Source organism: Nonomuraea cavernae, from assembly GCF_014646355.1.
GTDB lineage: Bacteria > Actinomycetota > Actinomycetes > Streptosporangiales > Streptosporangiaceae > Nonomuraea > Nonomuraea cavernae.
The window spans coordinates 182,073-205,469 of sequence record NZ_BMNH01000013.1 but is presented as its reverse complement, the minus strand read 5'-3'; the positions used below and the strand labels follow the sequence as shown (position 1 = coordinate 205,469).

General features: G+C 70.5%; 25 protein-coding genes and 1 tRNA gene. 11 read left to right on the top strand and 15 right to left on the bottom strand.

Going from position 1 to position 23,397, the window contains the following annotated elements:
- Positions 1 to 66 precede the first annotated feature (66 nt).
- Positions 67 to 837 carry a hypothetical protein gene (locus tag IEY82_RS21955; protein ID WP_189126053.1) on the bottom strand — a complete coding sequence of 257 codons (771 nt, stop codon included), beginning with the start codon at positions 835 to 837 and terminating at the stop codon, positions 67 to 69.
- Positions 838 to 848: 11 nt separating this feature from the next.
- The gene (locus IEY82_RS21950; RefSeq protein WP_189126052.1) at positions 849 to 1,103 is read right to left on the bottom strand and encodes a helix-turn-helix domain-containing protein; all 255 of its coding nucleotides are present in this window, start codon (positions 1,101 to 1,103) and stop codon (positions 849 to 851) included.
- A 98-nt stretch (positions 1,104 to 1,201) separates the two neighbouring features.
- Between IEY82_RS21950 and IEY82_RS21945 the strand changes: the two genes are divergently transcribed.
- Together IEY82_RS21945 and IEY82_RS21940 are read left to right on the top strand one after the other, a co-directional pair.
- Positions 1,202 to 2,317 carry a helix-turn-helix domain-containing protein gene (locus IEY82_RS21945; RefSeq protein WP_189126051.1) on the top strand — a complete coding sequence of 372 codons (1,116 nt, stop codon included), beginning with the start codon at positions 1,202 to 1,204 and terminating at the stop codon, positions 2,315 to 2,317.
- Positions 2,314 to 3,975, top strand: a complete 1,662-nt coding sequence (locus IEY82_RS21940) for a tyrosine-type recombinase/integrase (RefSeq protein ID WP_189126050.1) — start codon at positions 2,314 to 2,316, stop codon at positions 3,973 to 3,975. Before IEY82_RS21945 ends, IEY82_RS21940 begins: the two co-directional genes overlap by 4 nt.
- Here the strand turns inward: IEY82_RS21940 and IEY82_RS21935 are convergent.
- Positions 3,973 to 4,046, bottom strand: a tRNA-Ile gene (locus IEY82_RS21935). The two genes, IEY82_RS21940 and IEY82_RS21935, sit on opposite strands and share 3 nt — an antisense overlap.
- Positions 4,047 to 4,241: 195 nt before the next feature.
- Here IEY82_RS21935 and IEY82_RS21930 point away from each other — a divergent pair.
- Positions 4,242 to 4,769, top strand: coding sequence for a histidine phosphatase family protein (locus tag IEY82_RS21930; protein ID WP_189126049.1), 528 nt, complete (start codon positions 4,242 to 4,244; stop codon positions 4,767 to 4,769).
- A 112-nt stretch (positions 4,770 to 4,881) separates the two neighbouring features.
- On the opposite strand, the gene IEY82_RS21925 is transcribed toward IEY82_RS21930, so the two are convergent.
- Positions 4,882 to 6,321 (bottom strand): S1 family peptidase, encoded by a 1,440-nt coding sequence (locus IEY82_RS21925; RefSeq protein WP_225263540.1) that lies wholly within the window; start codon positions 6,319 to 6,321, stop codon positions 4,882 to 4,884.
- 85 nt (positions 6,322 to 6,406) lie between these two features.
- Entirely contained in the window at positions 6,407 to 7,342 is a 936-nt protein-coding gene (locus tag IEY82_RS21920; protein ID WP_189126048.1) for a LysR family transcriptional regulator, read from the bottom strand.
- A 97-nt stretch (positions 7,343 to 7,439) separates the two neighbouring features.
- Between IEY82_RS21920 and IEY82_RS21915 the strand changes: the two genes are divergently transcribed.
- Together IEY82_RS21915 and IEY82_RS21910 are read left to right on the top strand one after the other, a co-directional pair.
- Entirely contained in the window at positions 7,440 to 7,664 is a 225-nt protein-coding gene (locus IEY82_RS21915; RefSeq protein ID WP_189126047.1) for a DUF6158 family protein, read from the top strand.
- A complete protein-coding gene (locus tag IEY82_RS21910) occupies positions 7,664 to 7,909 on the top strand; it encodes an IclR family transcriptional regulator (protein WP_189126046.1) in 246 nt (81 codons plus the stop codon). The genes IEY82_RS21915 and IEY82_RS21910 overlap by 1 nt, the downstream gene beginning before the upstream one ends.
- Positions 7,910 to 7,919: 10 nt before the next feature.
- On the opposite strand, the gene IEY82_RS21905 is transcribed toward IEY82_RS21910, so the two are convergent.
- Positions 7,920 to 8,852 (bottom strand): NADP-dependent oxidoreductase, encoded by a 933-nt coding sequence (locus tag IEY82_RS21905; RefSeq protein WP_189126045.1) that lies wholly within the window; start codon positions 8,850 to 8,852, stop codon positions 7,920 to 7,922.
- Positions 8,853 to 8,943: 91 nt separating this feature from the next.
- Between IEY82_RS21905 and IEY82_RS21900 the strand changes: the two genes are divergently transcribed.
- Positions 8,944 to 9,363, top strand: a complete 420-nt coding sequence (locus IEY82_RS21900; protein WP_189126044.1) for a winged helix-turn-helix transcriptional regulator — start codon at positions 8,944 to 8,946, stop codon at positions 9,361 to 9,363.
- A gap of 74 nt (positions 9,364 to 9,437) precedes the next feature.
- Here IEY82_RS21900 and IEY82_RS21895 read toward each other — a convergent pair whose 3' ends face one another.
- Positions 9,438 to 9,887: a DUF3592 domain-containing protein gene (locus tag IEY82_RS21895; protein WP_189126043.1), complete on the bottom strand. Its 450-nt coding sequence runs from the start codon at positions 9,885 to 9,887 to the stop codon at positions 9,438 to 9,440.
- 331 nt (positions 9,888 to 10,218) lie between these two features.
- Here IEY82_RS21895 and IEY82_RS21890 point away from each other — a divergent pair, with 331 nt between their 5' ends.
- On the top strand, positions 10,219 to 10,998 hold the full coding sequence (locus tag IEY82_RS21890; RefSeq protein WP_225263542.1) for a putative hydro-lyase: 780 nt from the start codon (positions 10,219 to 10,221) through the stop codon (positions 10,996 to 10,998).
- Here IEY82_RS21890 and IEY82_RS21885 read toward each other — a convergent pair.
- Positions 10,995 to 11,555 carry a P-loop nucleotide/nucleoside kinase family protein gene (locus IEY82_RS21885; RefSeq protein WP_189126042.1) on the bottom strand — a complete coding sequence of 187 codons (561 nt, stop codon included), beginning with the start codon at positions 11,553 to 11,555 and terminating at the stop codon, positions 10,995 to 10,997. The two genes, IEY82_RS21890 and IEY82_RS21885, sit on opposite strands and share 4 nt — an antisense overlap.
- A 532-nt stretch (positions 11,556 to 12,087) precedes the next feature.
- On the bottom strand, positions 12,088 to 13,005 hold the full coding sequence (locus tag IEY82_RS21880; protein WP_308015997.1) for a phosphotriesterase family protein: 918 nt from the start codon (positions 13,003 to 13,005) through the stop codon (positions 12,088 to 12,090).
- A gap of 139 nt (positions 13,006 to 13,144) precedes the next feature.
- Here IEY82_RS21880 and IEY82_RS21875 point away from each other — a divergent pair, with 139 nt between their 5' ends.
- The gene (locus IEY82_RS21875; protein ID WP_189126041.1) at positions 13,145 to 13,609 is read left to right on the top strand and encodes a TIGR02611 family protein; all 465 of its coding nucleotides are present in this window, start codon (positions 13,145 to 13,147) and stop codon (positions 13,607 to 13,609) included.
- A 48-nt stretch (positions 13,610 to 13,657) separates the two neighbouring features.
- Positions 13,658 to 14,566, top strand: a complete 909-nt coding sequence (locus tag IEY82_RS21870) for a TolB-like translocation protein (RefSeq protein WP_189126040.1) — start codon at positions 13,658 to 13,660, stop codon at positions 14,564 to 14,566.
- 61 nt (positions 14,567 to 14,627) lie between these two features.
- Here IEY82_RS21870 and IEY82_RS21865 read toward each other — a convergent pair whose 3' ends face one another.
- Positions 14,628 to 14,948: a GroES family chaperonin gene (locus IEY82_RS21865; protein WP_189126039.1), complete on the bottom strand. Its 321-nt coding sequence runs from the start codon at positions 14,946 to 14,948 to the stop codon at positions 14,628 to 14,630.
- A 96-nt stretch (positions 14,949 to 15,044) separates the two neighbouring features.
- Here IEY82_RS21865 and IEY82_RS21860 point away from each other — a divergent pair, with 96 nt between their 5' ends.
- Complete coding sequence (locus tag IEY82_RS21860; RefSeq protein WP_189126038.1) at positions 15,045 to 16,298, top strand: ArgE/DapE family deacylase; 1,254 nt, start codon at positions 15,045 to 15,047, stop codon at positions 16,296 to 16,298.
- 12 nt (positions 16,299 to 16,310) lie between these two features.
- On the opposite strand, the gene IEY82_RS21855 is transcribed toward IEY82_RS21860, so the two are convergent.
- The 3 genes from IEY82_RS21855 to IEY82_RS21845 are packed head-to-tail and all read right to left on the bottom strand — an operon-like array spanning position 16,311 to position 19,263.
- Positions 16,311 to 17,138, bottom strand: coding sequence for an ABC transporter ATP-binding protein (locus IEY82_RS21855; protein ID WP_189126037.1), 828 nt, complete (start codon positions 17,136 to 17,138; stop codon positions 16,311 to 16,313).
- A complete protein-coding gene (locus tag IEY82_RS21850) occupies positions 17,138 to 18,187 on the bottom strand; it encodes a FecCD family ABC transporter permease (RefSeq protein ID WP_189126036.1) in 1,050 nt (349 codons plus the stop codon). The genes IEY82_RS21855 and IEY82_RS21850 overlap by 1 nt, the downstream gene beginning before the upstream one ends.
- On the bottom strand, positions 18,184 to 19,263 hold the full coding sequence (locus IEY82_RS21845; RefSeq protein WP_225263544.1) for a FecCD family ABC transporter permease: 1,080 nt from the start codon (positions 19,261 to 19,263) through the stop codon (positions 18,184 to 18,186). Before IEY82_RS21845 ends, IEY82_RS21850 begins: the two co-directional genes overlap by 4 nt.
- A gap of 85 nt (positions 19,264 to 19,348) precedes the next feature.
- Between IEY82_RS21845 and IEY82_RS21840 the strand changes: the two genes are divergently transcribed.
- The gene (locus IEY82_RS21840) at positions 19,349 to 20,362 is read left to right on the top strand and encodes an ABC transporter substrate-binding protein (RefSeq protein WP_189126035.1); all 1,014 of its coding nucleotides are present in this window, start codon (positions 19,349 to 19,351) and stop codon (positions 20,360 to 20,362) included.
- On the opposite strand, the gene IEY82_RS21835 is transcribed toward IEY82_RS21840, so the two are convergent.
- Together IEY82_RS21835 and IEY82_RS21830 are read right to left on the bottom strand one after the other, a co-directional pair.
- Positions 20,346 to 22,754: a helicase-associated domain-containing protein gene (locus IEY82_RS21835; RefSeq protein ID WP_189126034.1), complete on the bottom strand. Its 2,409-nt coding sequence runs from the start codon at positions 22,752 to 22,754 to the stop codon at positions 20,346 to 20,348. The genes IEY82_RS21840 and IEY82_RS21835 overlap by 17 nt on opposite strands.
- 76 nt (positions 22,755 to 22,830) lie before the next feature.
- The gene (locus IEY82_RS21830; protein ID WP_189126033.1) at positions 22,831 to 23,334 is read right to left on the bottom strand and encodes an ATP-binding protein; all 504 of its coding nucleotides are present in this window, start codon (positions 23,332 to 23,334) and stop codon (positions 22,831 to 22,833) included.
- Between the last annotated feature and the right edge of the window lie 63 nt (positions 23,335 to 23,397).

The window sequence follows — 23,397 nt, the reverse complement described above, 5'->3', positions numbered from 1 at the left end:
GCAATTCGGGAGAGTACTGCCTCGGCTTCTTCGCCACTACCTTGCCTTCCGGGTGTCACGTAAACCCTACTTGGGTCCGTGTCCGGAAAGATCGGGGCACCCCACGGGCATGAGGTTCGCCACGATCGCCTTGGCGTGGTCGCGGCCGGCCTGGTCACGGTCGGCGACGATGGAGATGTCGGCCCCGTGGAAGTAGCGCGCGAAGTCCGGTTGCCACTTTCCGGCGCCCATGGCGTTGCAGGTGGCGGTGATGCCGGGGTGGGCGCGGAGGGCTTCGACGTCCTTCTCGCCTTCGGTAATCATCACGACCCGGGATTCGCGGACTGCGGTGATGACTTCGGGCAGGTGGTAGGGGACCAGGCGTACGGCCATCGTGCCGTCCTGGCCGTATAAGCTCCAGCGTCGGCCGGTGCGCTTGCTGAGGTCGGGCCTCCACTGGCGGAAGCCCTGGCAGCCGTTGCCTTTGCGGTCGCATCGGGCGACGCCGTACAGGATGGTGCCCTGCTCGTCCCGGTAGAGGTAGTCGGCCACCCGATGGTGGCCGCAGGGCATCCAGTGATCTGGGCGGTGCCGCTGGGACGGCGGGGTGTGCGGAGAGCCGGGCCAGAGGGCGGACATGGGGAGCCCGAGAGCTTGCATGACATCCTCGGTAGGGCATCGGGGCCCGCCGTGGCAGGTGATCATGACGACGCCCGTGCTGGTGACGCCGACCGACAGCGATGGGTGCCGGTCGTCGTGCGCGGGACAGATGGCGCTCTTTTGAGTGGCGGTGCCGCGCGGGGCGTGGCCGGTCCTGGCGTAGAGCGCTTGCAGGATCAGGGCGAACGGGGTGGTCATCAGGTGACCTGTCAGGACGCGAGGTCGGTGGCCTGGGCGGTCGGCGCGGGCGTAAGCGCGGGGTCGTCGATGTCGAGACAGCGCAGAAGGGCGGCGCGGCCGACGCGGTAGGTGTGGCCGACTCTGAGGACGGGGCAGGGGAACTGGCCGCTGCGGGCGAGTTCGTGGGCTTTGGTCCTGCCGATGCCGAATGCTCGTGCGGCGGTGACGAGATCAACGGTGACGGGCAGGGCGAGCAGTTCCGCGGTGGTCAGGGCTTGGGCCATGAGGGCGTGCCTTTCTGAGGGGGTCCGCCCGGACCATGTCGAGGGCGCCGAGCGGTTCATCACAAATGGGATTAGATTTCGCTCGCGATCAGGATGGCATGGACGATGACAGATCATCAACCCTAGAATTGGCAGTGTTCCATCCCGTCGGGATGAAGTGGGCGATGTCAAGGAGTGACGCAATGTCGGCGGCCGAGAAGCGACACCAACCCGACCACGGCAGCCTGGGTGCTCGCGGTCTCAGCGAGGAGAACGTCGCCCTGCGGATCGCCTGGGAGATGCGCCGACGCGGCTGGTCACAGGAACGCATGGCCCAGGAACTCACCAACGCAGGGTGTCCGACGCACCAGTCCGCCATCTCCAAGATCGTCAACCCCAAGCCCGACGGCAGCCGCCGTGCCATCAGCGTGGACGAGGCCATCACCCTGGCCCGCGTATTCGGCATCGCCCTCGAAGAACTCCCGCTCCCCCTGGACGACGCCGAAGGCCGGGACCTGCACGACCTGACTCGAACGGTCACCCATGAAGGCAGGAACGCCAAAGATCAGTACGCTCACTTCCTCCTCGCCTGGGCCCGCCTGCGCCACCGCTTCGGCCGGGAGAAGAGCAGGACGGCATACGAAGGTTTCCTGGCGCAGAGGAAGGTCGACGCCGCCACTGCCGGACAGGCGATCTCCTTCTGGATGGATGCCGACTCCTGGCGGGAGGCGACGGTCGGGTACGACACGCTGCAGCGGATCTTGCGGGCCATGGGTGAGGGCCGCGATCTGACCCCGCCGGGAGAAGATTCCCGCTGGCGCCACAGCGTCGTGGCCGACCTTGTCCGCCTGCGCGAACTGTTCGCCACGAAGATCCCGGGCGCTCCGGTACGGGTGGTGCCGGACCTCATCTACCACGTCGCCGAGGTGCTGGTGCGAGCTGGGATGCATGAGGCCGCCATCGGTGTCATCGACGCCTACGATCGCGGCACCGCCCACCCCACCGACGCGGTGGTGGAGGAGATCGACCGCAGACTTCAGCAGATCAGTGACCGGGAGCCGGAGGATCGCCTGGATCATCTGGAGAACCTGGCCGCCCGGATAGCCCTGCACGAGCGCGGCCGCGACCCCCGGCAGCCACTCCAGGAACGGGCCGCCGAGCTGGGAGTGAGCATCGAGGACTACCAGGAAGCCAGGAAGGTCGCAGGCATGCACCGCGAAACCGGAATGAGGTGAGCCATACGTTGACTGGTAACGGATACAAACGATGTAAGTGCCGAGAGAACGGCCGTGAGCTCGGCGCCAAGTGCCCGAAACTGCGCCGGAAGGGCGGCACGTGGAATCCCCATCACGGCACCTGGCACGGCAAGGAAGAGCTGCCGGCCGGGCCTGATGGCAAGCGCGTTTACCTGAGGCTGGGCGGTTTCAGGAGTGAGACCGAGTTGTCCGCCTTCTATCAGCAGGCGGGGCGCTTGCTCGACATCCCGGACCCGGGACCGGAGGGGCACGAGGCGCGGATGGAGATCCTGGAGGTGATCAAGGAGGCGCACCAGAAGCACACACCGCTACCAGCGCATGAGGAACTGCATCGCAAGTACCGGACAGGCCAGCCACTACAGGCGATGACCTTCGGTGAGTACTGGCAGCAGTGGAAGGAACGGCGAGAGCGCCTGAAAGACATCCGTGAGAGCACCCTGCTCGGCTATGTCTCTCACTACGAGACGCATATCCGAGAGGTGCTTGAAAAGGTGCGGATGGACAAGGTGTTCGTGCCGACCGTTGAGCGAGTGTTCACCCGGATCGACGAGAAGAACACCGCGTTGTTGGCTGCTCGAACGTCCGACGATCCAGCGGTGCGCGCTTCGGTACGCGGAAAACGGATCACCGGACCGGTGACCAAGCAGCGGGTTCGCGCGACGATCCGGACGGTGCTCGCGTCGGCTGAGCGAGAGCACGTTGTCTCCTTCAACGCCGCGGCGCTCGTGAAGCTGGACCCTGGCAGGAAGGCGAAAGGGGTGATATGGACAGGTGCCCGGGTGAAGGCGTTCGACGCGGGCTACGAGGAGCGGCTGGCAACAGAGCGTGCGGCGAAGTTCCGGCCGAAGAAGCGGCTGGAGAGGTTCAAGATCTGGCTGGCGACGCCGCGCCCTTCCCCTGTGATGGTTTGGACGCCCGCTCAGCTGGGCGCTTTTCTGGACCACGCAACTACCGACCGGCTGTACGCGCTCTACCACTTGATCGCTTTCCGAGGCCTACGCCGCGGCGAGGCGTGCGGCGCACGATGGGTCGATTGTGAGCTGGACGAGGGCACTCTGGCGGTGTCCACGCAGTTGACGAATGTCGGTAAGAAGGTGCGGGAGGGCGCGCCGAAAACGGAGGCGTCTGATGCGATCATCGCTCTTGACCGGGGCACGCTGAGGATCCTGCTCGCGCACCGTGAACGTCAGCTTCAAGAGAGGGCGGCGTTCGGGGCGTCCTGGATCGACACCGGGCGGATGTTCACCTGGGAAGACGGCTCGGAGCTGAAGCCGGATTGGGTCAGTGAGCATTTCGAGCGGCTGGCGTTCGCGGCCGGGCTACCCCCCATTCGGCTGCACGACCTACGGCATGGAGCGGCCACGCTGTCGCTGGCGGCGGGAAACGACATGAAGACGACGTCGTCGATGCTGCGCCACTCCAGTCAGTCGATCACTTCCGATATCTACACGTCAGTGCTCCCGGAAATAGCGCACGCGGCCGCGGAGGCTAGTGCGGCTCTGGTGCCTCGCAGAGCGGTTGCGGAGGAGGTGTCCGCGACTGGCGGTCTCCCCTCGGTCTCCCAAGCGGCTCCTGCCCGCCCCGAGGCTTCACACGGATCAAGTGACACCATGGATGACCTGGGGATTCAGAAGTAGGGCGGGTGGGACTTGAACCCACGACCCACGGATTATGAGTCCGATGCTCTGACCGGCTGAGCTACCGCCCCTGGATTCAGTTGTCCCCCGCGCGCCGGGATCACCCGCGCGCTTCCGCGCACGCTAAAGGCTAAAGCATGGGACCCCCGCTCGCCGCCAGCCGCGTGGAAGGCGCCCGCACATCATTCCATGCCCGGGCGAGTAGATCGAGCGTTCGGGTCGTACGCTCTGCGCGTACGCCGTGAGCGGCTGGGTAGCGTCGGGGGATGTCCGTGAGACTGATCTACGAAACGCATTCCATCACCGTGGACAACGAGACCGGCATCGCCACGGGATGGCTGCCCGGCGAACTGTCCAGGGCGGGCCGGGGGCTGGCGGCCGAGTTGGGGGCGCGGCGGCGCGACGTGGACGTCGTCTACGCCTCCGATCTGCGCCGGGCCGTGGAGACCGCGGAGATCGCCTTCGGCGACAGCAAGGAGATCAGGCTCGACCAGCGCCTCAGGGAGTGCGACTACGGCATCTACAACGGCCGTCCGGTGAGCGAGGTGGCGATGTTGCGCGCCAGGCACATCGACACGCCCTGGCCGGGCGGGCAGAGCTACCGGCACGTCGTGGCCGAGACGGCGGCGTTCCTGGAGGACGTGATGAAGGAATGGCAGGAGTGCACGGTGCTGGTCATCGCGCACTCGGCCAACCGGTGGGCACTGCGCAACCTGCTCGAAGGAGTGCCGCTGGAGGATCAGGTCGACGCGCCTTTCGACTGGCGGCCCGGCTGGGAGTACATCCTGGCTTGACGAGGCCGAAGAGGAGAGCGGAGAGCCGCGAGGCCAGGGAAAGCGTGGCGCGGCCGGGAGGCGGGGGTGGACTCCCGCCTCCCGGCCGCCGTCGAAGGTGGTCAGAGCACGGTCACGGGCGGTTGACGCCCAGGGTGTAGGAGCCGGAGCCGCTGTAGGCGTGGACGCGGTAGCGGTAGTAGCCCGCGGTCCCGCTGTAGCTGATCGTCTCGTCGGGGTTGGCGGTGATGCCCTGCGCGACGACCGACCAGGAGGAGCCGTTCCACTTCTGCAGGTACAGGTCGAAGTCGGTGCCGTTGGGGCCGTCCAGGCAGCCGGCGTGCGTGCCGGAGGTCGTGGACTGGTAGTAGGAGCCGTTCGGCTGGTAGACGCTCTGGCCGGAGGTCAGCGAGCCGCTGTAGGTGGAGCTGTAGCCCTGGCAGCCGGTCGGGGGCTCCTGGCCGCCGCTGGTGACCAGGGTGAGGCCACCCGCGGAGAGGATCTCGCCCACCGGCTGGAAGTACGTGGTGCCGCCGCTGGTGCAGTTGCCGGAGCCGCCGGAGGTCATGCCCTGGGCCTGGTCGCCGGAGATGAACGAGCCGCCGGAGTCGCCGCCCTCGGCGCACACGTTGGTCCGGGTGAGGCCGGAGACGGTGCCTTCGGGGTAGTTGACGGTGGAGTTGAGCGCCTGGACGGTGCCGCAGTGCCACTGGGTGGTGGAGCCGGAGCGGCAGATGGAGCCGCCGGGCTGGGTGACGGCGGAGCCACGGACCGGCAGGATGCCCGAGCCGTAGGCGTTCACCACGCCGGGGGCGGTCCAGTTGGCGTTGGTCGAGATCCAGGAGTAGTCGTTGCCGGGGAACGACGAGATCTGGAACGACCCTTGCGCGACCTGGTTGTAGCCCGTCGTGGCGTTGCCGACGTTGCCGCAGTGGCCGGCGCTGGTGTAGCCGAGCTGGGTGCCGCGCCTGGCGGCGAAGCCGACGGAGCAGCGGTAGCCGAGCGCCGAGTTGTAGTAGGCGTCGCCGCCGCGGATGTCGTAGAAGAGGCGTGGCCGCTCTGCCGACTGCTCGACCTTCACGGCCGCGGCGTCCACGCCGCTGGCCTCGACCCATGTGCGGGCGGCTTCGAGATCGGCGGCCCAGGCGATGACGGCGTTGTCCTGGGGTGAGATGGACCAGGCGTGCACCGAGGAGGGGGCCGCCGCGCGGTCCAGGCCGTCCTTGACGGCGGTGAGCTGCGCCATCGTACGGGCGAGGACCCTGGCCTGGGCGCCCGAGCGGGTGATGGCGGCCTTGTCGGTGGCGTCGACGGTGGCCACGACGAACACGCTCTCCGGGCCTTCGTACCAGGCGCCGGCGTAGCGGTCGCCGAGCTGCTTGCGCAGGCCGGGGGCGGCGTTGTTGCCACGGGCCTCGTTGGCGAGGCGGTTGACGGCCTGTTCCTTGCTGATGCCGAGGTCACGCTGGAGGGAGTCGATCATCCCTGACGGCGGCTTGGCGGCGACGGCGGGGGTGGGCGTCATGACTAACGCGCCGATCGCGATGGCGATCAGCGCTGGGGTTCGGAGCATCCCTGTCTCCTTGTGGCTGGGGGTGCCGTCAACGTAACGGCGGCCAGGGGGCGCGAGGAGATACCACTTCGCCCCTATCGCGGTGCTATGGGGTGGTGGTGCCGAAGCCGGGATTGCGCACCAGCCAGTCCCGGTAGACGGGGCTTCGCCGTACGGACTCGGCGTGGGCTCGTTTGGCCTGGGAGACGACCCAGGGGCCGTCGGGGGTGGACGGGTGCCGGCCGAGCAGGTGCCGCCAGCGCAGCGGCGCGCCCGCGAACGGCACCATCACCAGCCCCGGCGCGGGCTGGTGGGTGGCCTGGCAGAGCACCACGGCGCGGCCGACCTGGGCGAGGTGCCCGCAGGTCGCGACGTCCGTCTCGTAGATCGTTCCGGGGGTGAAGCCGGCCCGTGCGCAGGCCATCGCGAAGCAGTCGGTGAAGCAGCCGTCGGCCGGTGTGACCGCCCACTGCTCGTCGGCCAGGTCGGCCAGCTCCAGCTCCTTCTCCTTGGCGCCCGGGTGGGTCTCGCCGACGAGGGCGAAGACGGGGTCGAGGCTGATCGTCTCCCACAGCAGCGTGCCGGTGGGGAGGCCGCTGTCGCCGCAGGCGTCGGTCAGCACGTAGTCGAGGCGGCCCAGCTCGGCCATGGCGGTGAGCTCGTGGGAGGACCAGCTCGTGTAGGTGGTGACCGGCCGCTCGGCGGCGAGCCGGTGGACGAGGCCGCCGAGGATCGGGCCGTTGGTGGCGCCGATGCGGAAGCCGGGGGTGGGGGAGTGGGCGAAGCGTACGGCCTCGTTCTGGAGTTCCTGGGCCGCGGGCAGGAGCACCCGGGCCCTGGCGAGCACCAGTTCGCCGAGCCGGGTCGGTCTGGCGCCGTGCCGATCGCGTTCGAACAGGGCGCCGCCGAGCACCCTCTCGATGCGCTTGAGCTGTGCGGTCAGGGCCGGCTGGGCCAACCCGAGGAGGGACGCGGCCTTGCTCACACTTCCCGCGTCCGCGACCGCGCGGACGATCCTGAGGTGCCTGAGCTCGAGGTCCATAACGGGAAGGTAAGGCGGCCATCTCCACTCGACAATGGTCTTATGTCAGGAAATATGACAGATATTGTCGAGGGTCTTCTGGGGTAGGGGCTACCTCATGACGACGATGGGCATCGACCCCAGGGAACTCCCTGACGACGACCTCATGCGCGAGCTGCGGCAACTCCATATGACGCGTACCGACACCCTGCTGCACGGCTCCGACGACGCGCTCGCGACGCACACCTTGCGGACGAACGAGCTCGAAGGCGAATATCTGCGCCGCAACCCTGAGCGTGACGTGGATCCCGGCAGGCTCAGGGAGGGAGCGAGGCAGCGGTGATGACCGACCACCATGAGGTGCACGATGTGCAGGCACTGTCCGACGTGGACATCCATGTGTACGAGGCGCTCGCCTCGCTGGCCGTGGAAGGTCGCGGCGCCGGGCTCGGCGAGCTGGTCCACTCGACCGGCCTGACCGAGGACGAGGTACGGCGGAGCCTGGCCACGCTGACCGACCAGGGCCATGTGCTGCCCAAGGGAGACGGGTTCACGCTCGGGCCGCACACGTTCGAGGTCGAGTACTGACGGCGGGACGTCAGACCTCCAGCACCAGCTTGCCCACGAAGTCGCCGCTCTCCATCAGCACATGCGCCTTGGCCGCGTCGGCCAGCGGGAAGACCCGGTCCACGTGGGCGGCCAGCTTCCCGGAGGCGACGAGCGAGGCCACCTGCTCCAGCGCGGCGTGGTCCGGTTCGACGGCGAAGTGGCCCCACCGGAGGCCCGATCGCTGGTATTCCTCGACGGCCTCGGCGTACATGCCCGCGCCCCCGATGAAGGCGCCGCCGGGACGCAGCACCCTCAGCGACCTGTGGGGGTAGTCCCGGCCCACCATGTCGAGCACGACGTCGACGTCCGAGACCACCTCCGCGAAGTCCACGCTGGTGTAGTCGATCATCTCGTCCGCGCCCAGGCTCCGTACGAAGTCGTGCTTGGACGCCCTGGCGGTGCCGATCACGTAGGCACCGCGCAGCTTCGCGAGCTGGACGGCCAGGTGCCCGACGCCGCCCGCCGCGCCGTGGACGAGCACCCGGTGCCCCGGCAGGACCTCGGCGATGTCCTCGAACGCCTGCCACGCGCTCAGCGCCGACATCGGCAGCGCCGCGGCCTGAACGTGATCGACGCCGGCCGGCTTGCGGGCCAGCTGGCGCGGCCGGGCCACGACGTACTCGGCGTAGGCCCCGGCCGGGTCCGGGAAGTTCAGCATGCCGAACACCTCGTCACCCGGCCTGAACCGGCCGACGTGCTGCCCGGCCTCCTCCACCACCCCGGACACGTCCCAGCCGAGGATCAGCGGGGGCTCGGTGTAGTGGGGCGGGAAGGGCGTGCGCCGGATCCGCCAGTCAGGCGGGTTGACGCCCGCGGCCCGCACCCGGACCAGCACCTCATGCCTCTGGGGTGTGGGCCGTTCGACCTCCGCGAGCTCAAGCACGTCGGGCTCGCCGAAGGCCTGCTGAATGATCGCACGCATACGACATCTCCTTGTTTCGTTGGATGTCGCAATGCTGGCGGGGGCTGGTATCGCTTGGAAAGAAGGCACCTTTCTGGTACTCAGGTACCTGATGGATACCAACTTCCCGGATCTCCGGCAGTACGGCGGGGCCAACGCGTTCTTCGAGGCGTGCAAGCCCCGCATCGTGTTCGACATCTTCACCAACAAGTGGACCGGGCTGGCCATCGGCGCGCTGCTCGGCGGCCCCCGCCGGTTCAACGAACTGCGCAGGATGCTCGACGGCATCACCCAGAAGATGCTGTCGCAGACCCTCCGCGCGCTCGAACGCGACGGGCTGGCGACCCGCACCGTCTACCCGACGATCCCGCCCCGGGTCGACTACGAGCTCACGGACCTGGGCAGGAGCGCCACCGTCATGCTCGGCGTGATCGCCGGATGGTCGGGCGAGCACGCCGACGAGGTGATCGCCGCCAGGCGGGCCTACGACGAGCGGGCCGCCAAGCCGGTGGAGCCCGTCAGATCCGGCTGAACCTGGCCCGGTGTGGGCGTTCGCGCGTGACGTCGCTTCCTTGAGAAGAGACGTGTGCCTACGTCCTCACGATTTCATCCGGACCAGCGAAACAATCGGGGACCTTGGCGCCACATGGCAATCGCCAGAGGAACGAGCAGAAGGATCGCGGCGGCTCCTAGCCAATGCGTGGCATGGACGAACTTCACGCGCCTGTCCAGCACTTCGCCCTCCGGGTCGGTTGGACCGTAGAGCACCGGCCGAGAATCCCCTATCACTGGGGGGCCGTCCCAACGGTGAGCACCGACCCTCGTATCGATCCTGATGCCGTCGCGCGTGGTGAAGGTGACTTCGGCTTCATACGGGCTTCCACGTCTAGAACGATGCACGTCGGTGACCGTCGCCGTAGCCGGAATGCCGTGTGCCTGTAATCGTGCGACTCGCCTGACGTCATCTATCGTCGCGATCGTGATGACGACAGCCGCCAGCATCATCAGGATCGCGGCCTCGCCGTGAAAGGAGGACAGCCGATCCCACGCCGACAACCGGGCATAAGAAGGAGAATCGACCGGTGCGGAATCATCTGGTATTCCAGGCTGATGGAAAGGTCTCCGTCTGCGCTTCCTGCGGCCCATCTCGGCCCCCATCCCCGTCCTGCTGGAATCAACGATGTGCCAGGGCGCAAGAGTTCCCAACGGAAGTCACACTTCGAGCATGCTCCAATTCGAGCCGAGTGTTTTCTCTTCGATTTTCCAGAGGCGAGTTCGACCCGTTCGGCGACCGGCGTGCCGAGGGAGACGCGACCCACCAGGTAAGTCGCCCTCACGGTGACCTCTCGCGCCTGGCGCGATTTCAGTCCTGACGTACTGTCGAAGGGTGGATGTCGCAGACCTGACCCCCGCGCAGGCGCGCAGGCGCTTCCGTGAGGGTGAGAGAGTGCCGACCGCGGGCTGGTGCAGGGGCTGGACACAGGCCAACCTGATCGCCGTGCCCAGACAGCTCGGCTACGAGCTGCTGCTGTTCGCCCACCGCAACGCACGCGCCTGCCCGCTGCTCGACGTGGGCGAGCCGGGGGCGTGGAGCACCGGCCTGTTCACCGGCGACCTGCGCACCGACCTGCCCGGTTACCGGCTCTACCGTGACGGGCGGCCGGTCGCCGACCTCGGCGACGTGGTGGAGGAGTGGCGCGAGGACCTGGTGCCGTTCCTCATCGGCTGCAGCTTCACCTTCGAGCGGGCGCTGCTCGACGCGGGCGTGCCGGTCCGTCATCTGGAGCTGGGGACGAACGTGCCGATGTACCGGACGAACGTCCCGTGCGAGCCGACCACGACCCTGTCGGGGCCGCTCGTCGTGTCGATGCGGCCGGTCCCCGAGACGCTGGTCGAGACCGCGATCGAGGTCAGCGGCCGCTACCCGCTGGTGCACGGCGCGCCCGTGCACATCGGCGACCCGGCCGCGCTCGGCATCGCCGACCTGGCCCGGCCCGACTTCGGCGACCCCGTCGAGGTGCGGCCGGGGGAGGTGCCGCTGTTCTGGGCGTGCGGGGTGACGCCGCAGGCCGTGATCATGGCGAGCGGCGTCGACTACGCGATCGGCCACCTGCCGGGTCACATGGCGATCCTCGACGTGCGCGACGAGAGATACCGGGTGGGTTAGGTCAGCCCCGCCGCCGTGAGCTGCTCGTCCAGCGGCGCCGCCCCGCGCCGCCCGTCGATCTCCAGATGGGGTACGGCCGGCGGCTCGTCCACCCGGATCGCCTTCAGGAACTCCCCGAACGCCGCCAGTTTGCCCGTGTCACGCTCGAACCCCCTGGCGATCAGCCGCTCGCGCAGCGTCGGGCCGTCGGAACGGACCCACACCAGGTGAACCGGCGCGCCGCCCAGTTCCTCGACCCACCGCCGCCAGGCGTCCACCGAGTGGACCTGGCCGGTGAACGGGCCGTCCAGCATGACCGGGCAGCCGTGCTGCCGGATCTGCCTGGCGGTCCGGGTGAGCCCGGCGTACTCGTACCGCTTGACGTGCTCGTCGTACCACGGCCCCTCGCGCTCGCCGGGCGGGCGGCCGTGGCCCCGCAGCACCGCCGCCACGAAGTCGCCGTACACGGTGTCCTTGTCGAGCAGGGCGGGCACCGGCAGGAGGCGGGTGAGCAGCGCGGCCGCGACCGTGGACTTGCCCGCCCCCGGCGGCCCGCTGATCACCCAGACAGCGCTCATGCGATCAGTGTGCCCGCTCGCCTCCACGCGCCGCGCACCACACGGGGATGAGCAGGGCAACCCGCACTGTGCCGGCAAGTGAAAGCTTCAGCTACGGCGACCAGCCCCTCGAAGACGGAAACGGGCGCTTCAGCATCGGCGAGAAGACAAAAGAAGGACCCCAGCCAGCACTACGGCGACCAAGCAGCACAGGCCGGACACCGTGAAGCGGAGGCGGGTGGGCGTTCCGGCCGACTTAAGACCGTGCCAGGTACCCCCGCGCCCGAAACAACGCCGAAGGCGAACATCACCAGACCCCGGGCAATCGCGGTCGGCCGGAACGCCCACCCGCCTCCGCGGGCCCAACAGGAACCCAGGTTTGGGCACGAACGGGAACCCAGGTTCGGGCACGAACGGGAACCCAGGTTCGGGCACGAACGGGAACCCAGGTTCGGGCACGAACAGGAACCCAGCTCCTGAAGGGGCACCCCTTGGCCATGGGGACGGAGCTGGGGCTCGATCCTCAACAGTGGGGACGGAGGCCGGGGCTCGATCAGACGGAGACGCCGGTGAGCCAGCGCAGCGGGTTGTCGCGGGTGACGACGCGGATGGTGTCCTCGTCGACGCCGACCTCCCGCAGGCGCGGCAGCAGCGCGTGGAAGAGCTGCGCGTACCCCGGCCCGCCGTACTTCTGGGTCTGCGCAACCCGGCTGAGCCCGGTGCCGACCAGCAGGCGCTCGGTGTGCCCGTCCTCGATGAGGCCGAGCGCGATCCGGGCGGCCTCGTCGGGGCCGGCGCCGAGGGTGGTCAGGCTCACGTAGGCGCCCGACTCGGCGATCTTGCGGGCCGCGGGCAGGTCGGGGCCGGTGTGGCGGACGCTGACGCGCGAGGCGGGCAGGCCCTGGGCGAGCAGGATCTCCAGCAGGCCCAGGCTGTCCTGGCCGTGGGTGGCGACCGGCAGCCGGGTGGCGAGGGAGGCGCGGGCGGCGGCGATCAGGGCGTTCTCCTCGGCGGGGGTGGCGCGGGCGCCCCAGCAGCCGACCTCGCCGATCACGCCGGGGAACACCCCGGTGCCGTCGATGCCGTCGAGGATGTCGGTCAGCAACCGCCCGGTGAGCGTCTCCACGTCGGTGTGGCCGGTCCGCGTGAACGGCTCGGCGAACAGACCGGTCGCGGCGATGACCGGCACCCGGCTGCTGGCCGCGATGCGGGCCAGGGTGTCGGGGTCCCGGCCCATGCCGATGCAGGTCAGGTCGACGATCAGGTTGAGCTGGTCGGACTGGCGCAGGTCCCGCAGCTCCGCGATGACGGTGTGCTCCTCGTCGAGCCACCGGTACGGGTCGGAGTCGATGCCGACCGCCCACCGCATGTCGTCGCGCAGGTGCTCATGGGGAAGAACGGCACCGGTGATGGCGGCCGCGCGGATGGGGCCGGTGACGGTGCGTAGCATGACCTCGGGCATATCAGACATTAACTGACGATTGCCGGAAGCCAGTGGTTCGGGGCGGATATTTTACTATTGACTGGTTTTCGAGTCATTGCCCTGGGTTGCGACTGACTGTTGTCCGGCTCGTCGTATCCTGGGGACACACCGACCGTCCGGGGGGACAGTGCCGATCCATGACTCCGACACCGGGGACTCCGATGTGGTCAAGGACGAGGCCGCACGCCGCTCCGCCATGCCCGCACGTCGTCACGGGCTGCACGGCTGGCTGGACGGCATCAGGTCCAACCGCACGGGCGCACTCACACTCAAGATCATAATCGGCGTGATCGGCGGTGTCATGGTGGTCGGGGGGCTCATCATGGTGCCCTTCCCCGGCCCCGGCTGGCTGGTCGTGTTCGCCGGCCTGGCGGTGCTGGCCACGGAGTTCCACTGGGCGCGCCGGTTGCTCGAGTTCGGCAAGCGGGTGCTGCACGCCTGGACCGAGTGGTACAAGAAGCAGGGCTGGACGGTCCGCGTCATCGTGCTGGTCATCACGGCCGCGGCGGCGACCACGATCGTCTACCTGGGCTGCAAGACGGTCGGGATCGACCTGGTGATGCTGGCCAACACGTTCATCACCCATACCTGATCACTATGACCGGCGGCCTTCGCCGGTGCCCGCGCCTATTCTGCGGGCGTGCTCGCCCAAATCGCCATCGCGCTGTCCCTGACGCTGCTCGCCCCGGCCGCCCCGGTGCCGCTCCCCGGCGTGGGGGTGAGCTACACCGAGAAGACCGGTGATCCCGTACGGCTCAGCGCGTACGGACTCGGCACGAGGAGCACCTACCTGCGGGCCAGGACCGGAGCCACGTTCACCCGGCAGCCCGCCCTGGCCGAGGCCGCGGTCTCACCCGACGGGCGCACGGTCGCCGGAGTGCCCGGCAGCTATCGGGCCGGCTACGACGCGCTCCTGCTCACCGACCGGGCCACCGGCGCGACCCGGCGGGTCCGCACCGTGGCCAAGCCGCTGACCGCCTCCTACGTCTCCTGGACCCGCGACAGCGGGCAGGTCGTGCTGACCGTCGAGCGGAAGGTCTCCGGCCGGTGGCAGGCGACCGGATTCACCGTGGTGAACGTGGCGGCGGGCACCGCCCGCACCGTGCGGCTGTCCGGCCTCGACCGCCGGGCGACCTTCTGGTGGAGCCCGGATGGCAAGCTGGTCGCGCGCCACAACGGCGGCCTGCGCATCCACCGCGTCACCGACGGCGCGGTCGTCGGCACCCATCCCGCGATCGGCCTGCCGACCGGCCCGGAGGACTCCTACTCGCCGTCGGGCAGGCGGCTGGCCGTGTGGTGCCCCGCGCGCTTCAGGGAAGGGCTGTGCCTGGCGGACCCGGCCACCGGCCGGATCGCGCGGCGGGTCGCCGCGCAGCCGGTGGCGTTGTTCGGCTGGTGGGACGAGAACCACGTCATCGCGGTCGTGACCGACCGGAGCGACTACCGGCTGGCGGTGCTCGGCCTGGACGGCAAGGTCACGCGGGTGCTCGCCCCGATCCCGCGCCGGACGTGGACGGCGAACCTCTGGCTGGGCTTCACACGCTCCTGAACATCAGGTCCTGAACATCAGGTCCTGAACATCAGGTCCTGAACGACACGGGTCCTGAACGTCACAGGTAGAGGCCGGTGCCGTGGTCGGTCTCCTGCGTGGCCACCGCGTGCAGGTCGCGCTCGCGCATCACGAGGTAGACCTGCGCGTGCAGCTCCACCTCGAACTGCTCCTCGGGGTTGAGCAGCACCTTGTCGCCGACCTTGACCGAGCGCACGTTGGACCCGACGCCGCGGACCTCGCCCCAGGCCAGCCGGTTGGCGAGCTTGACCGTGGCGGGAATGACGATCCCGGATCCGCTCCGCCGCTCCTCGGACGCCTGGTCCAGCTTGATCATGACCCTGTCGTGCAGCATCTGAATCTCGAACTTGGGCTCTAGCACGGGCCAAGTTTACGTTCCGTGAGAGGGCCTCCCGACGCGCACCGGTGTCGCAAAGCACACTTACCACCAGGTTCGGGACATGAGAAGGTGTGCTCCATGCATGAGGTGGAAGCCCGCGTCCTCAACGCCATCGACGACTCCGACACCGTCAACCTGCTGGCCGAGACGGTCAAAGTGCCCAGCGTCACCGGCACCGACGCCGAGTCGGAGCTTCAGCACACCTTCGCCCGCCTGCTGACCGAGGCCGATCTGGACGTGGACGTCTGGAAGCTCGACCTCGACGAGCTGAGAGCCCGCGACGGTTTCCCCGGCACCGAGGCGCCCAGAGCCGAGGGCTACGGCGTGGTGGGCGTCAGCGAGGGCGAGGGGGTCCCGGCGCTGGCGCTGCAGGGGCACGTCGACGTCGTGCCGACCGGCGACCTGGCCAAGTGGGAGGGCAGCGACCCGTTCGCCGCCAGGATCATCGGCGACACCCTGCACGGCCGGGGCGCCTGCGACATGAAGGCCGGGCTGGTGGCCAACCTGGCCGTGATCCGGGCGATCCGGAAGGCGGGCGTGCGGCTGGCCAGGCCGCTGGCCCTGCACTGCGTGGTCAGCGAGGAGGACGGCGGGCTCGGGGCGTTCGCCACGCTCGCCAGGGGACACACCGCGCAGGCCGCCGTCATCACCGAGCCGACCAGCGGGGCCGTCATCACGGCCAACGCGGGGGCGCTGACGTTCCGGCTGGAGATCTCCGGGCGGGCCGCGCACGGCGCCACCAGGTACGAGGGGGTCAACGCCATCGAGGTGTTCTGGCCCGTGTTCGAGGCGATCCGGCGGCTGGAGGCCGAACGCAACCGTGACGTTCCGGCCGCCTTCGCCGCCAACCCGCTGCCGTACCCGATCGAGGTCGGCACCGTGCGGGCGGGCGACTGGGCGAGCACCGTGCCCGACCTGCTCGTCGCCGAGGGGCGGCTGGGCGTCCGGCTCGACGAGGACCCGGCCGAGGCGCGGGCGGCGTTCGAGGAGGCGGTGCTCGGCGCGGCCGGCCCGTGGCTGCGCGAGAACCCGCCGGTCGTCACCTGGCCGGGCGGCCAGTTCGCCAGCGGGCGGCTGCCGGAGGCGCATCCGCTGCTCGGCGAGGTCGTCCGGGCGGTCGCCGACACCTCGGGTGGGTCGCCGAGGGAGACGGCCGCGCCGTACGGGAGCGATCTGCGCCTCTACGCGGCGGGCGGCATCCCGACATTGCACTACGGGCCCGGCGACGTACGGTTCGCGCACGCCCCCCGGGAGCAGGTGTCGCTGGCCGAGCTGCGCGACGTCACCCGAGCGCTGGCCGTGCTCGTGGTGCGCCGGTGCGGGACCCTCTGACGGGTACGCCGGTCAGGACGCGACCCTCACCCGGCGGCGCGACTCGGGGACGATGAGCGGGGTGCCGGTCTGCGGGTCGGGGATGATCTCGCAACGCAGGTCGAAGACCTGGCGCACCAGCTCCGGCGTGACGATGCCCGACGGGTCGCCCTGCGCGACGATGCGGCCCTCGCGCATGACGATCAGGTGGGTGGCGTAGCGGCACGCCTGGTTGAGGTCGTGCAGCACGGCCACCATCGTCCGGCCCGTCTCGTGCAGCTCGGCGCACAGGTCGAGCACCTCGATCTGGTGGGCGATGTCGAGGAACGTCGTCGGCTCGTCCAGCAGCAGGATGGACGTCTCCTGGGCGAGCGCCATCGCCAGCCACACCCGCTGCCGCTGTCCGCCCGACAGCTCGTCCACGATCCGGTCGGCCAGCACGGCCACGTCGGTGGCGCGCATCGCCTCGGCCACGGCCGTCTCGTCCGCCCGCGACCACTGCCGCATCAGCCGCTGGTGCGGGTAGCGGCCGCGCCCCACCAGGTCGGCCACGGTGATGCCGTCGGGCACGATCGAGCTCTGCGGCAGCAGTCCGAGCCGGCGCGCGACCTCCTTCGACGGCAGCGAGGTGATCAGGCCGCCGTCCAGGTGCACGGCGCCCTTCCTGGGCCGCAGCATCCGGGCCAGGGCGCGCAGCAGCGTGGACTTGCCGCACGCGTTGGGGCCGATGATCACGGTGAACGACGAGTCGGGAATCGCCACGTCCAGGTGCTCGGCCACGACGCGCTGGTCGTAGGCGAGGGTCAGGCCGGCGCCGGACAGGCGCGTGGCCGAGGGGACGGCGAGCTCGGAACGGGCCATCAGTGGCGGTCCTTTCGCAGCAGCAGGGCGAGGTACGTGCCGCCGATCGCGGCGGTGAGCACGCCGACGGGCAGTTGGGCGGGGGCGATCACGCGCTGGGCGGCCAGGTCGGCGGCCGTCAGCAGGACGGCGCCGACGAGCGCCGAGGAGGCCATGGTGACGCCGGGGGAGCGGGTCAGGCGCCGGGCCAGCTGGGGAGCGGCCAGCGCGACGAAGGCGACCGGGCCCGCGGCGGCCGTGGCCACGCCGCACAGCAGCACCCCGGCCACGATGGCCACCGCCCGCACGGCCTCCACCCGGATGCCCATGGCGCGGGCGGAGTCGTCGCCCATCTCGATCATCCGCAGCGGCCTGGACACGTACGCGCAGGCGGGCAGCAGCACGGCCAGCGCCACGGTCAGCGGCAGGACGTAGGACCAGTCGCGCCCGCCGAGGCTGCCGGTGAGCCAGGCGCCGGCGGTCGCGGCGTCGTTGATGTTGGCCCTGGTCAGCAGGTAGTTGTTGGTGGCGATGAGCAGCGCGTTGGCGCCGATGCCGACGAGCACCAGCCGGTAGCCCTGCACGCCGCGCCGGAACGCCGCCAGGTAGACCAGCAGCGCGGTCACCACGCAGCCGGTCATCGAGCCGGCGGCGATCTGCGCGGCGGAGCCGCCGGAGACCACGACGAGGATGCCGCCGGTGGAGGCCCCGGCGGAGAAGCCGATGAAGTCGGGGCTGCCGAGCGGGTTCCTGGTCAGGCTCTGGAAGATCGCACCGCTGAGCCCGAACGCCGCGCCGACCAGCAGGCCGGTGAGGACCCTGGGGGCGCGCAGCTTGTTCACGATGAGTTCGGCGACGGGCGGGCCGTCGCCGAACAGCGCGGCCAGCACGTCGGGCACGGGCACGGTGAACTCGCCGGTCGAGATGGCCAGCACGGCCACGGCGAACGCGGTCAGCACGAGCAGCACCCAGACGAGCAGGGCACGGGGCGCGACCCGCAGCGACCAGTCGCCCAGGCGGACGGCCCGGGGCCGCCCGGACACCGGCGGGACGGGAGGACGCGCGGTCATAGGGCGGCCAGCCTTCTGCGCCGGGCCAGCAGGATGAAGATCGGGGCGCCGACCATCGCGCACATGATGCCCACCTGCACCTCGCCGGGCCGGGCGATGAGCCGCCCGGCCACGTCGGCGGCCAGCAGCAGCACCGGCGCGGCGAGCGCCGAGTAGGGCAGCACCCACCGCTGGTCCTGGCCGACCAGGGCGCGCACCGCGTGGGGGACGGCGAGGCCCACGAACCACAGCGGCCCGGCGGCGGCCGTGGCCGCTCCGCACAGCAGCGTGACCGCGACCCCGGTGAGGACCCGGGTGCGGGTGACGGCCACGCCGAGCGCCTTGCCCGCGTCGTCGCCCAGCGACAGCATGTTGAGCGGCCTGGCCAGCAGCAGCCCCAGCACGATGCCGGCGGCCATGAAGGGTGCCAGCCGCACCAGCACGTCGGCGCTCTGCGCGGCCAGCGAGCCGGTCAGCCAGAACCTCATCCGGTCGAACGTCTGCGGGTCCATGCGCAGGACCGCCGAGGACACGGCGGTGAAGACCATGCCCACCGCGACGCCCGCGAGCGTCAGCCGTACCGGACCGGCGCCCGAGCGGCCGGCGGCGCCCAGCGAGTAGACGATGACGGACGCCAGCGCGGCCCCGCCGAAGGCGAACCAGACGTAGACGGCCGGGTCGGTCAGCCCGAGCAGCGCCAGCGCGAACGTGACGCCCACCGCGGCGCCCTCGTTGATGCCCAGCAGCCCGGGGTCGGCCAGCGGGTTGCGGGTCAGGCTCTGCATGAGCGCTCCGGCCAGCCCGAGCGAGGCCCCGACCCCGATGCCGAGCAGGGTGCGGGGGATGCGCAGCTCGCGGATCACGGTGTGGTCGCTGGACCCGTCGGGCGAGGTCAGCGCGTCGATCACCACGGACAGGGGGACCGACCGGGCTCCCAGCGCGACGCTGGCCATCGCCATGAGCACCAGCAGGCCGAGGGCGACCACGAGCCCGCCGGCCAGCGCCGCCGAGCGCCCGCGGCGCGGTGCCGCCGCCTCGCGCTCGTCGGCGGTCCGGGCCGCCGGGGCGGCCGGCTCCGTATCCTCAGCCGGGCGCACCCGACCCCCTTCCCTAGCGGTCAAATTAAGGCAAGGCTAATCTAAAGCCTTGATAGCAAGGCAAGCCTAACCTTAGGAGCTGTAGATGTCGCGACCAGGACTGGCGCGTAGGGGATTTCTGACGGCCGCGGGTGTCGCGGCGGCACTGGCGCTGGCCGCCTGCGGATCGGGCTCCGGGAGCGAGGCCACAGGTGACACGCCCGCCTCACAGCCGGCCTCCGCGTCCACCTCCTGGACGTTCACCGACGACCGCGGCCAGAAGCTGGAGCAGCCCAAGGCGCCCACGAAGATCGTCGCCCAGGTCAGCTCCGCCGCCGCGCTGTGGGACTTCGGGGTCCGCCCGGTCGCGGTGTTCGGCCCGCACAAGCTGTCGGACGGCAGCAAGGACCCGCAGGTGGGCAACGTCGACATCACCAAGGTCACCGGCCTCGGCAACGTGTGGGACGAGTTCAACGTGGAGCAGTACATCGCGCTCCAGCCCGACCTGCTGGTCAGCAGCATGTACGAGAAGGGCACCCTCTGGTACGTCCCGGAGAAGTCCAAGGCCACGATCGAGCAGGTCGCCCCGACCGCCGGCATCATGCTGACCGGCCAGACCGCCACACAGGTGATCGGCAGGTACGAGGAGCTCGCCAAGTCGCTCGGCGCCGACATGCAGGGCGTGCCCGAGGCCAAGGCCCGCCTTGAGGCCGCGACCAAGGAACTGGCCCAGTTCAAGGACCTCAAGATCCTCATGATGTCCGGCGGCGCCGACCAGATGTGGGTCGTCAACCCGCCGGAGTACCCGGACATCCGTCTTCTCACCGACAACGGGCTGAACGTCATCACGCCGTCCAAGGTGGACGACGGCGGCTTCTTCCAGACCCTGAGCTGGGAGAACGCCGACATGTACGAGGCCGACGTGATCCTCTACGACACCCGCACCCAGGCGCTCAAGCCCGCGGAGATGATGAAGAAGCCGACCTTCGCCAAGCTGCCCGCGGTCAAGGCCGGCCAGCTCTACCCGTGGAAGGCCGAGGCGCCCTTCAGCTACCAGGGCTACGCCGACTTCGTCGAGCAGCTCGTGGCCGACCTGAAGAAGGCTAGTAAGCTCCCCTGACCTCGATGATCTCGGCCAGGGGAAACTCCAGGTAGTCGCCCGCCTCCTCGCACCAGGCGTCGAGGGCGCCGTCCTTGAGCTCCCCGTGGCTGATCGTGGCGGTCAGTCCGTCGGTCAGCGTGATGCCCGCGCGGACACCGCGGTCGACGACGAAGCCGAGCAGCGACTGCTGCGCGGTCGGCAGCCGGGTCGCCATCCGGCCGATGACGGCCCAGGTGCGGCCGCTGTGCTCGGCCGCCTTGCCGGCGGCGACCAGGCGGCGGGCGTGCTCGTGCGGGTCGGGGGCCGGATCGGCGATCACGTGCCGCAGCGCCTCGTGGTCGGCGAAGTCGGCCAGCTCGGCCACCTGCCCGCCGGGCAGCAGGATGAGCTTGCCGTTCGGCGCCTCCTCGACGCGGGTGCGGCGGATCGCGATCTCGCCCGTGTCGGCGACCGGCACCGGCGAGTAGCCGTTGTCGCGCAGCGCCGCCAGGGTGCGCTCGGCGGTCGCCGAGCTCACCAGCACCGTGGGCGCGAGCAGCCGCAGGCCGAGCCGGGTCAGCCGCCGGTGACCGGCGATCTCGGCCAGCAGCGTGGGGTCGGAGGCCTGGACCACGCAGCCCACCGTGGTCACCGTGACCTCGCCGTGCCGGCGGGCCACGTCGCGCACCATGTACTCGAGCGGCTGCGGGATCGCGCCCACCGCGGCCAGCTCCTCCAGCAGCTCTCCGGCCTCGTGGCCGTGGTCGAGGGCGCCGCGCACGCTCTCGGTGGTGAACCTCCACACCGAGGCCGCGCCGCGCGACTCGCGCTCGGCCACCCGGTCGAGCAGCGCCGCCAGCTCCGTCGACGGCGGGCCCGTCACCACGGCGGTCAGGTCGGGGCCGAACAGCGCGCTGCGGCGCACGCTGGCCAGCGCCCGGGTCGACGCCTCCACCAGCAGCGGATCGTGCTCGACCAGCGGCACCGAGGCGTCGTTCTCGTCGCCCGCGCTGGCGGCCAGCCCGGCGAGCGCCCGCCCGAGGTCGGTCAGCGAGTCGTTGGCCAGCAGCCCGAGCAGGCGGGCCTCGTCGAGCACCGCCGAGGCGCAGGTGGCCAGCAGGGCCTGGTCGAGCAGCGGGGCCTGCCAGTGCACGTCGCGGACGAGCCCGGCCCGGTCGGCGAAGGCCGTGCCGGCCGGCAGCTGGGCGAGCGTGGTCAGCACGGCCCGGCGGATCCGGGCCACGGCGGCGCCCGCCTGGTCGTCGCCCAGCACGGTGCCGTACTTGCCGTCGATCCGGCGCAGCGACGAGCGCTCCATGCGCCACCAGGCCGACAGCAGCACCCGCAGCCGCGCCGAGCCCTCGTCGAGCCGCCAGCGGTCGAAGCGCTCGGTCGGCACCATGCCACCGGACTTCTCGTCGAGGGCGAGCAGCCGGGCCACCGCGCAGATCTCCAGCAGCAGCCGGGTCTCGTCCTCGTCGCAGCCGGTCTCCTTGGCGATGCGGCGCACCTCGCGCACCCCCACACCGCCGGTCTTGAGCAGCGGCAGCGGCGCCTTGGAGGTGTTGTCGAGCAGCGCCGCGCACCGCTCGACCACGTGCGGCGCCGCCAGCGTCATCAGGTGGTCGACCTCTTCGGGGTCGATCGGGATGGTGGCGACCTCGGGGGCCTCGGGAGTGAACGGCGGATGGTAGCCGGGCCCGCGCAGGCAGAGCGCGACCTCGCGCGGCATCTCGGCCACATGCCAGCTGGGCCGGTAGAGCAGGCCGTGGTCGGCCGACCACTTCTCGGCCGTGCCCGGTGTCACGAACCGGCCGCCGTCGACGTCGCGGACGGGACCGTCCCAGGCGAAACCGTCGAGCAGCTCGCGGGTGCCCTCGGGGGCGTGGCTCAGCAGCGCGGCCAGCCGCTCGGGATCGCCGAGCACCTCGCTCACCCGGGCGATCGTGCGGCGCTTGTTGCCGGGAGGGGCCAGGCCGAGGTTGCGGGCCAGCATGCGGAGGGTGTCGGTGCTGATCGTCCAGGAGTTGAGGTAGTGGTCGAGCGGCTCGCCCAGGCCGAGCGGCGCGGCCCACCAGCGCGACACCGCCTCGGCCAGGCGCACCGCGCCCTCGGCGTCGGGCCAGGCGAGCGCGTGGTCGTAGAGGCGCGCGAGCCAGGGGGTCACCTCTTCGACGGGCACGCCGAGGAAGGCCGCCAGCCGTTCGGGGGTGGCGTGGCGCACGACCAGGCAGGCCTGCGCCAGCTCCAGGCAGGGGAGTGGCAGCCCGCGCAGGGCCTCCATCACGGCGAAGCCGTTGCCCAGCCGCTGGGCGAGGGTGTCGAGCCGCCGCGGCCACGGCGCCGCGATGGCGTCGGGCCGGTTGGCCAGGATGCGGCCGAGCCCGTCTTCGTCAAGTGTTCGCAGCCAGCCGAGCAGGTGATCATCCATCGGTCAGCACTCTCAGGGGTCGCACGCGGGACTCACCGTGAGCCATAGCCAACCACGGTAATGCAGATCACCTCTGTCAGCAGAGGACTGCCCAGACGATCTTTCCCTGAGGTGCGAGCGCGGACCAGCCCCACCGGCGGCTGACCGACTCGACGATGTGCAGCCCGAGGCCGCCGGTGTCGAGCGGGCCCGGATAGCGCAGCACCGGGACCGAGGACGCGGGATCGGTGAACGCGCTGGTGACGAGCGTGCCGCGGCGTACAAGCGACATGTGCACGGGACGCGCGCCGGGAGGCTCGGACTCGCGCAGCCCGTGGCGCAGGGCGTTGGTCGCGAGCTCGGAGACCACCAGCTCCATGGTGTCGGTGAGCTCCTCGAGTTTCCAGCCGGCCAGCGCGGCGGTCGCGAAGCAGCGGGCGGCGTGCACGGAGGAGGGCGTGGGCGGCAGGACGAACGTGGCGCTGGCGGACGGGCCGGGGACCAGTAAGTCGCGCGCCGCCTCGGGCCACCAGCCGACAGGGGGCCACCAGTCGAACGTGGTCCAGTGGCCGGGCGCCAGGGTGGATTGCACGGTGATCATTCTGCGACAAACTCTCGTGCAGGTGCAAGGGCGAATGCACGTGCAGCCGGTCCTTGCAGGCGC

Excerpts from the sequence above, each read along its gene's own strand:
- IEY82_RS21955 (WP_189126053.1), bottom strand. The coding sequence starts at position 837 with ATGACCACCCCGTTCGCCCTGATCCTGCAAGCGCTCTACGCCAGGACC.
- IEY82_RS21950 (WP_189126052.1), bottom strand. The coding sequence starts at position 1,103 with ATGGCCCAAGCCCTGACCACCGCGGAACTGCTCGCCCTGCCCGTCACC.
- IEY82_RS21945 (WP_189126051.1), top strand. The coding sequence starts at position 1,202 with ATGGACGATGACAGATCATCAACCCTAGAATTGGCAGTGTTCCATCCC.
- IEY82_RS21930 (WP_189126049.1), top strand. The coding sequence starts at position 4,242 with ATGTCCGTGAGACTGATCTACGAAACGCATTCCATCACCGTGGACAAC.
- IEY82_RS21925 (WP_225263540.1), bottom strand. The coding sequence starts at position 6,321 with ATGCTCCGAACCCCAGCGCTGATCGCCATCGCGATCGGCGCGTTAGTC.
- IEY82_RS21920 (WP_189126048.1), bottom strand. The coding sequence starts at position 7,342 with ATGGACCTCGAGCTCAGGCACCTCAGGATCGTCCGCGCGGTCGCGGAC.
- IEY82_RS21915 (WP_189126047.1), top strand. The coding sequence starts at position 7,440 with ATGACGACGATGGGCATCGACCCCAGGGAACTCCCTGACGACGACCTC.
- IEY82_RS21910 (WP_189126046.1), top strand. The coding sequence starts at position 7,664 with ATGACCGACCACCATGAGGTGCACGATGTGCAGGCACTGTCCGACGTG.
- IEY82_RS21905 (WP_189126045.1), bottom strand. The coding sequence starts at position 8,852 with ATGCGTGCGATCATTCAGCAGGCCTTCGGCGAGCCCGACGTGCTTGAG.
- IEY82_RS21900 (WP_189126044.1), top strand. The coding sequence starts at position 8,944 with ATGGATACCAACTTCCCGGATCTCCGGCAGTACGGCGGGGCCAACGCG.
- IEY82_RS21885 (WP_189126042.1), bottom strand. The coding sequence starts at position 11,555 with ATGAGCGCTGTCTGGGTGATCAGCGGGCCGCCGGGGGCGGGCAAGTCC.
- IEY82_RS21880 (WP_308015997.1), bottom strand. The coding sequence starts at position 13,005 with ATGTCTGATATGCCCGAGGTCATGCTACGCACCGTCACCGGCCCCATC.
- IEY82_RS21860 (WP_189126038.1), top strand. The coding sequence starts at position 15,045 with ATGCATGAGGTGGAAGCCCGCGTCCTCAACGCCATCGACGACTCCGAC.
- IEY82_RS21855 (WP_189126037.1), bottom strand. The coding sequence starts at position 17,138 with ATGGCCCGTTCCGAGCTCGCCGTCCCCTCGGCCACGCGCCTGTCCGGC.
- IEY82_RS21850 (WP_189126036.1), bottom strand. The coding sequence starts at position 18,187 with ATGACCGCGCGTCCTCCCGTCCCGCCGGTGTCCGGGCGGCCCCGGGCC.
- IEY82_RS21840 (WP_189126035.1), top strand. The coding sequence starts at position 19,349 with ATGTCGCGACCAGGACTGGCGCGTAGGGGATTTCTGACGGCCGCGGGT.
- IEY82_RS21835 (WP_189126034.1), bottom strand. The coding sequence starts at position 22,754 with ATGGATGATCACCTGCTCGGCTGGCTGCGAACACTTGACGAAGACGGG.
- IEY82_RS21830 (WP_189126033.1), bottom strand. The coding sequence starts at position 23,334 with ATGATCACCGTGCAATCCACCCTGGCGCCCGGCCACTGGACCACGTTC.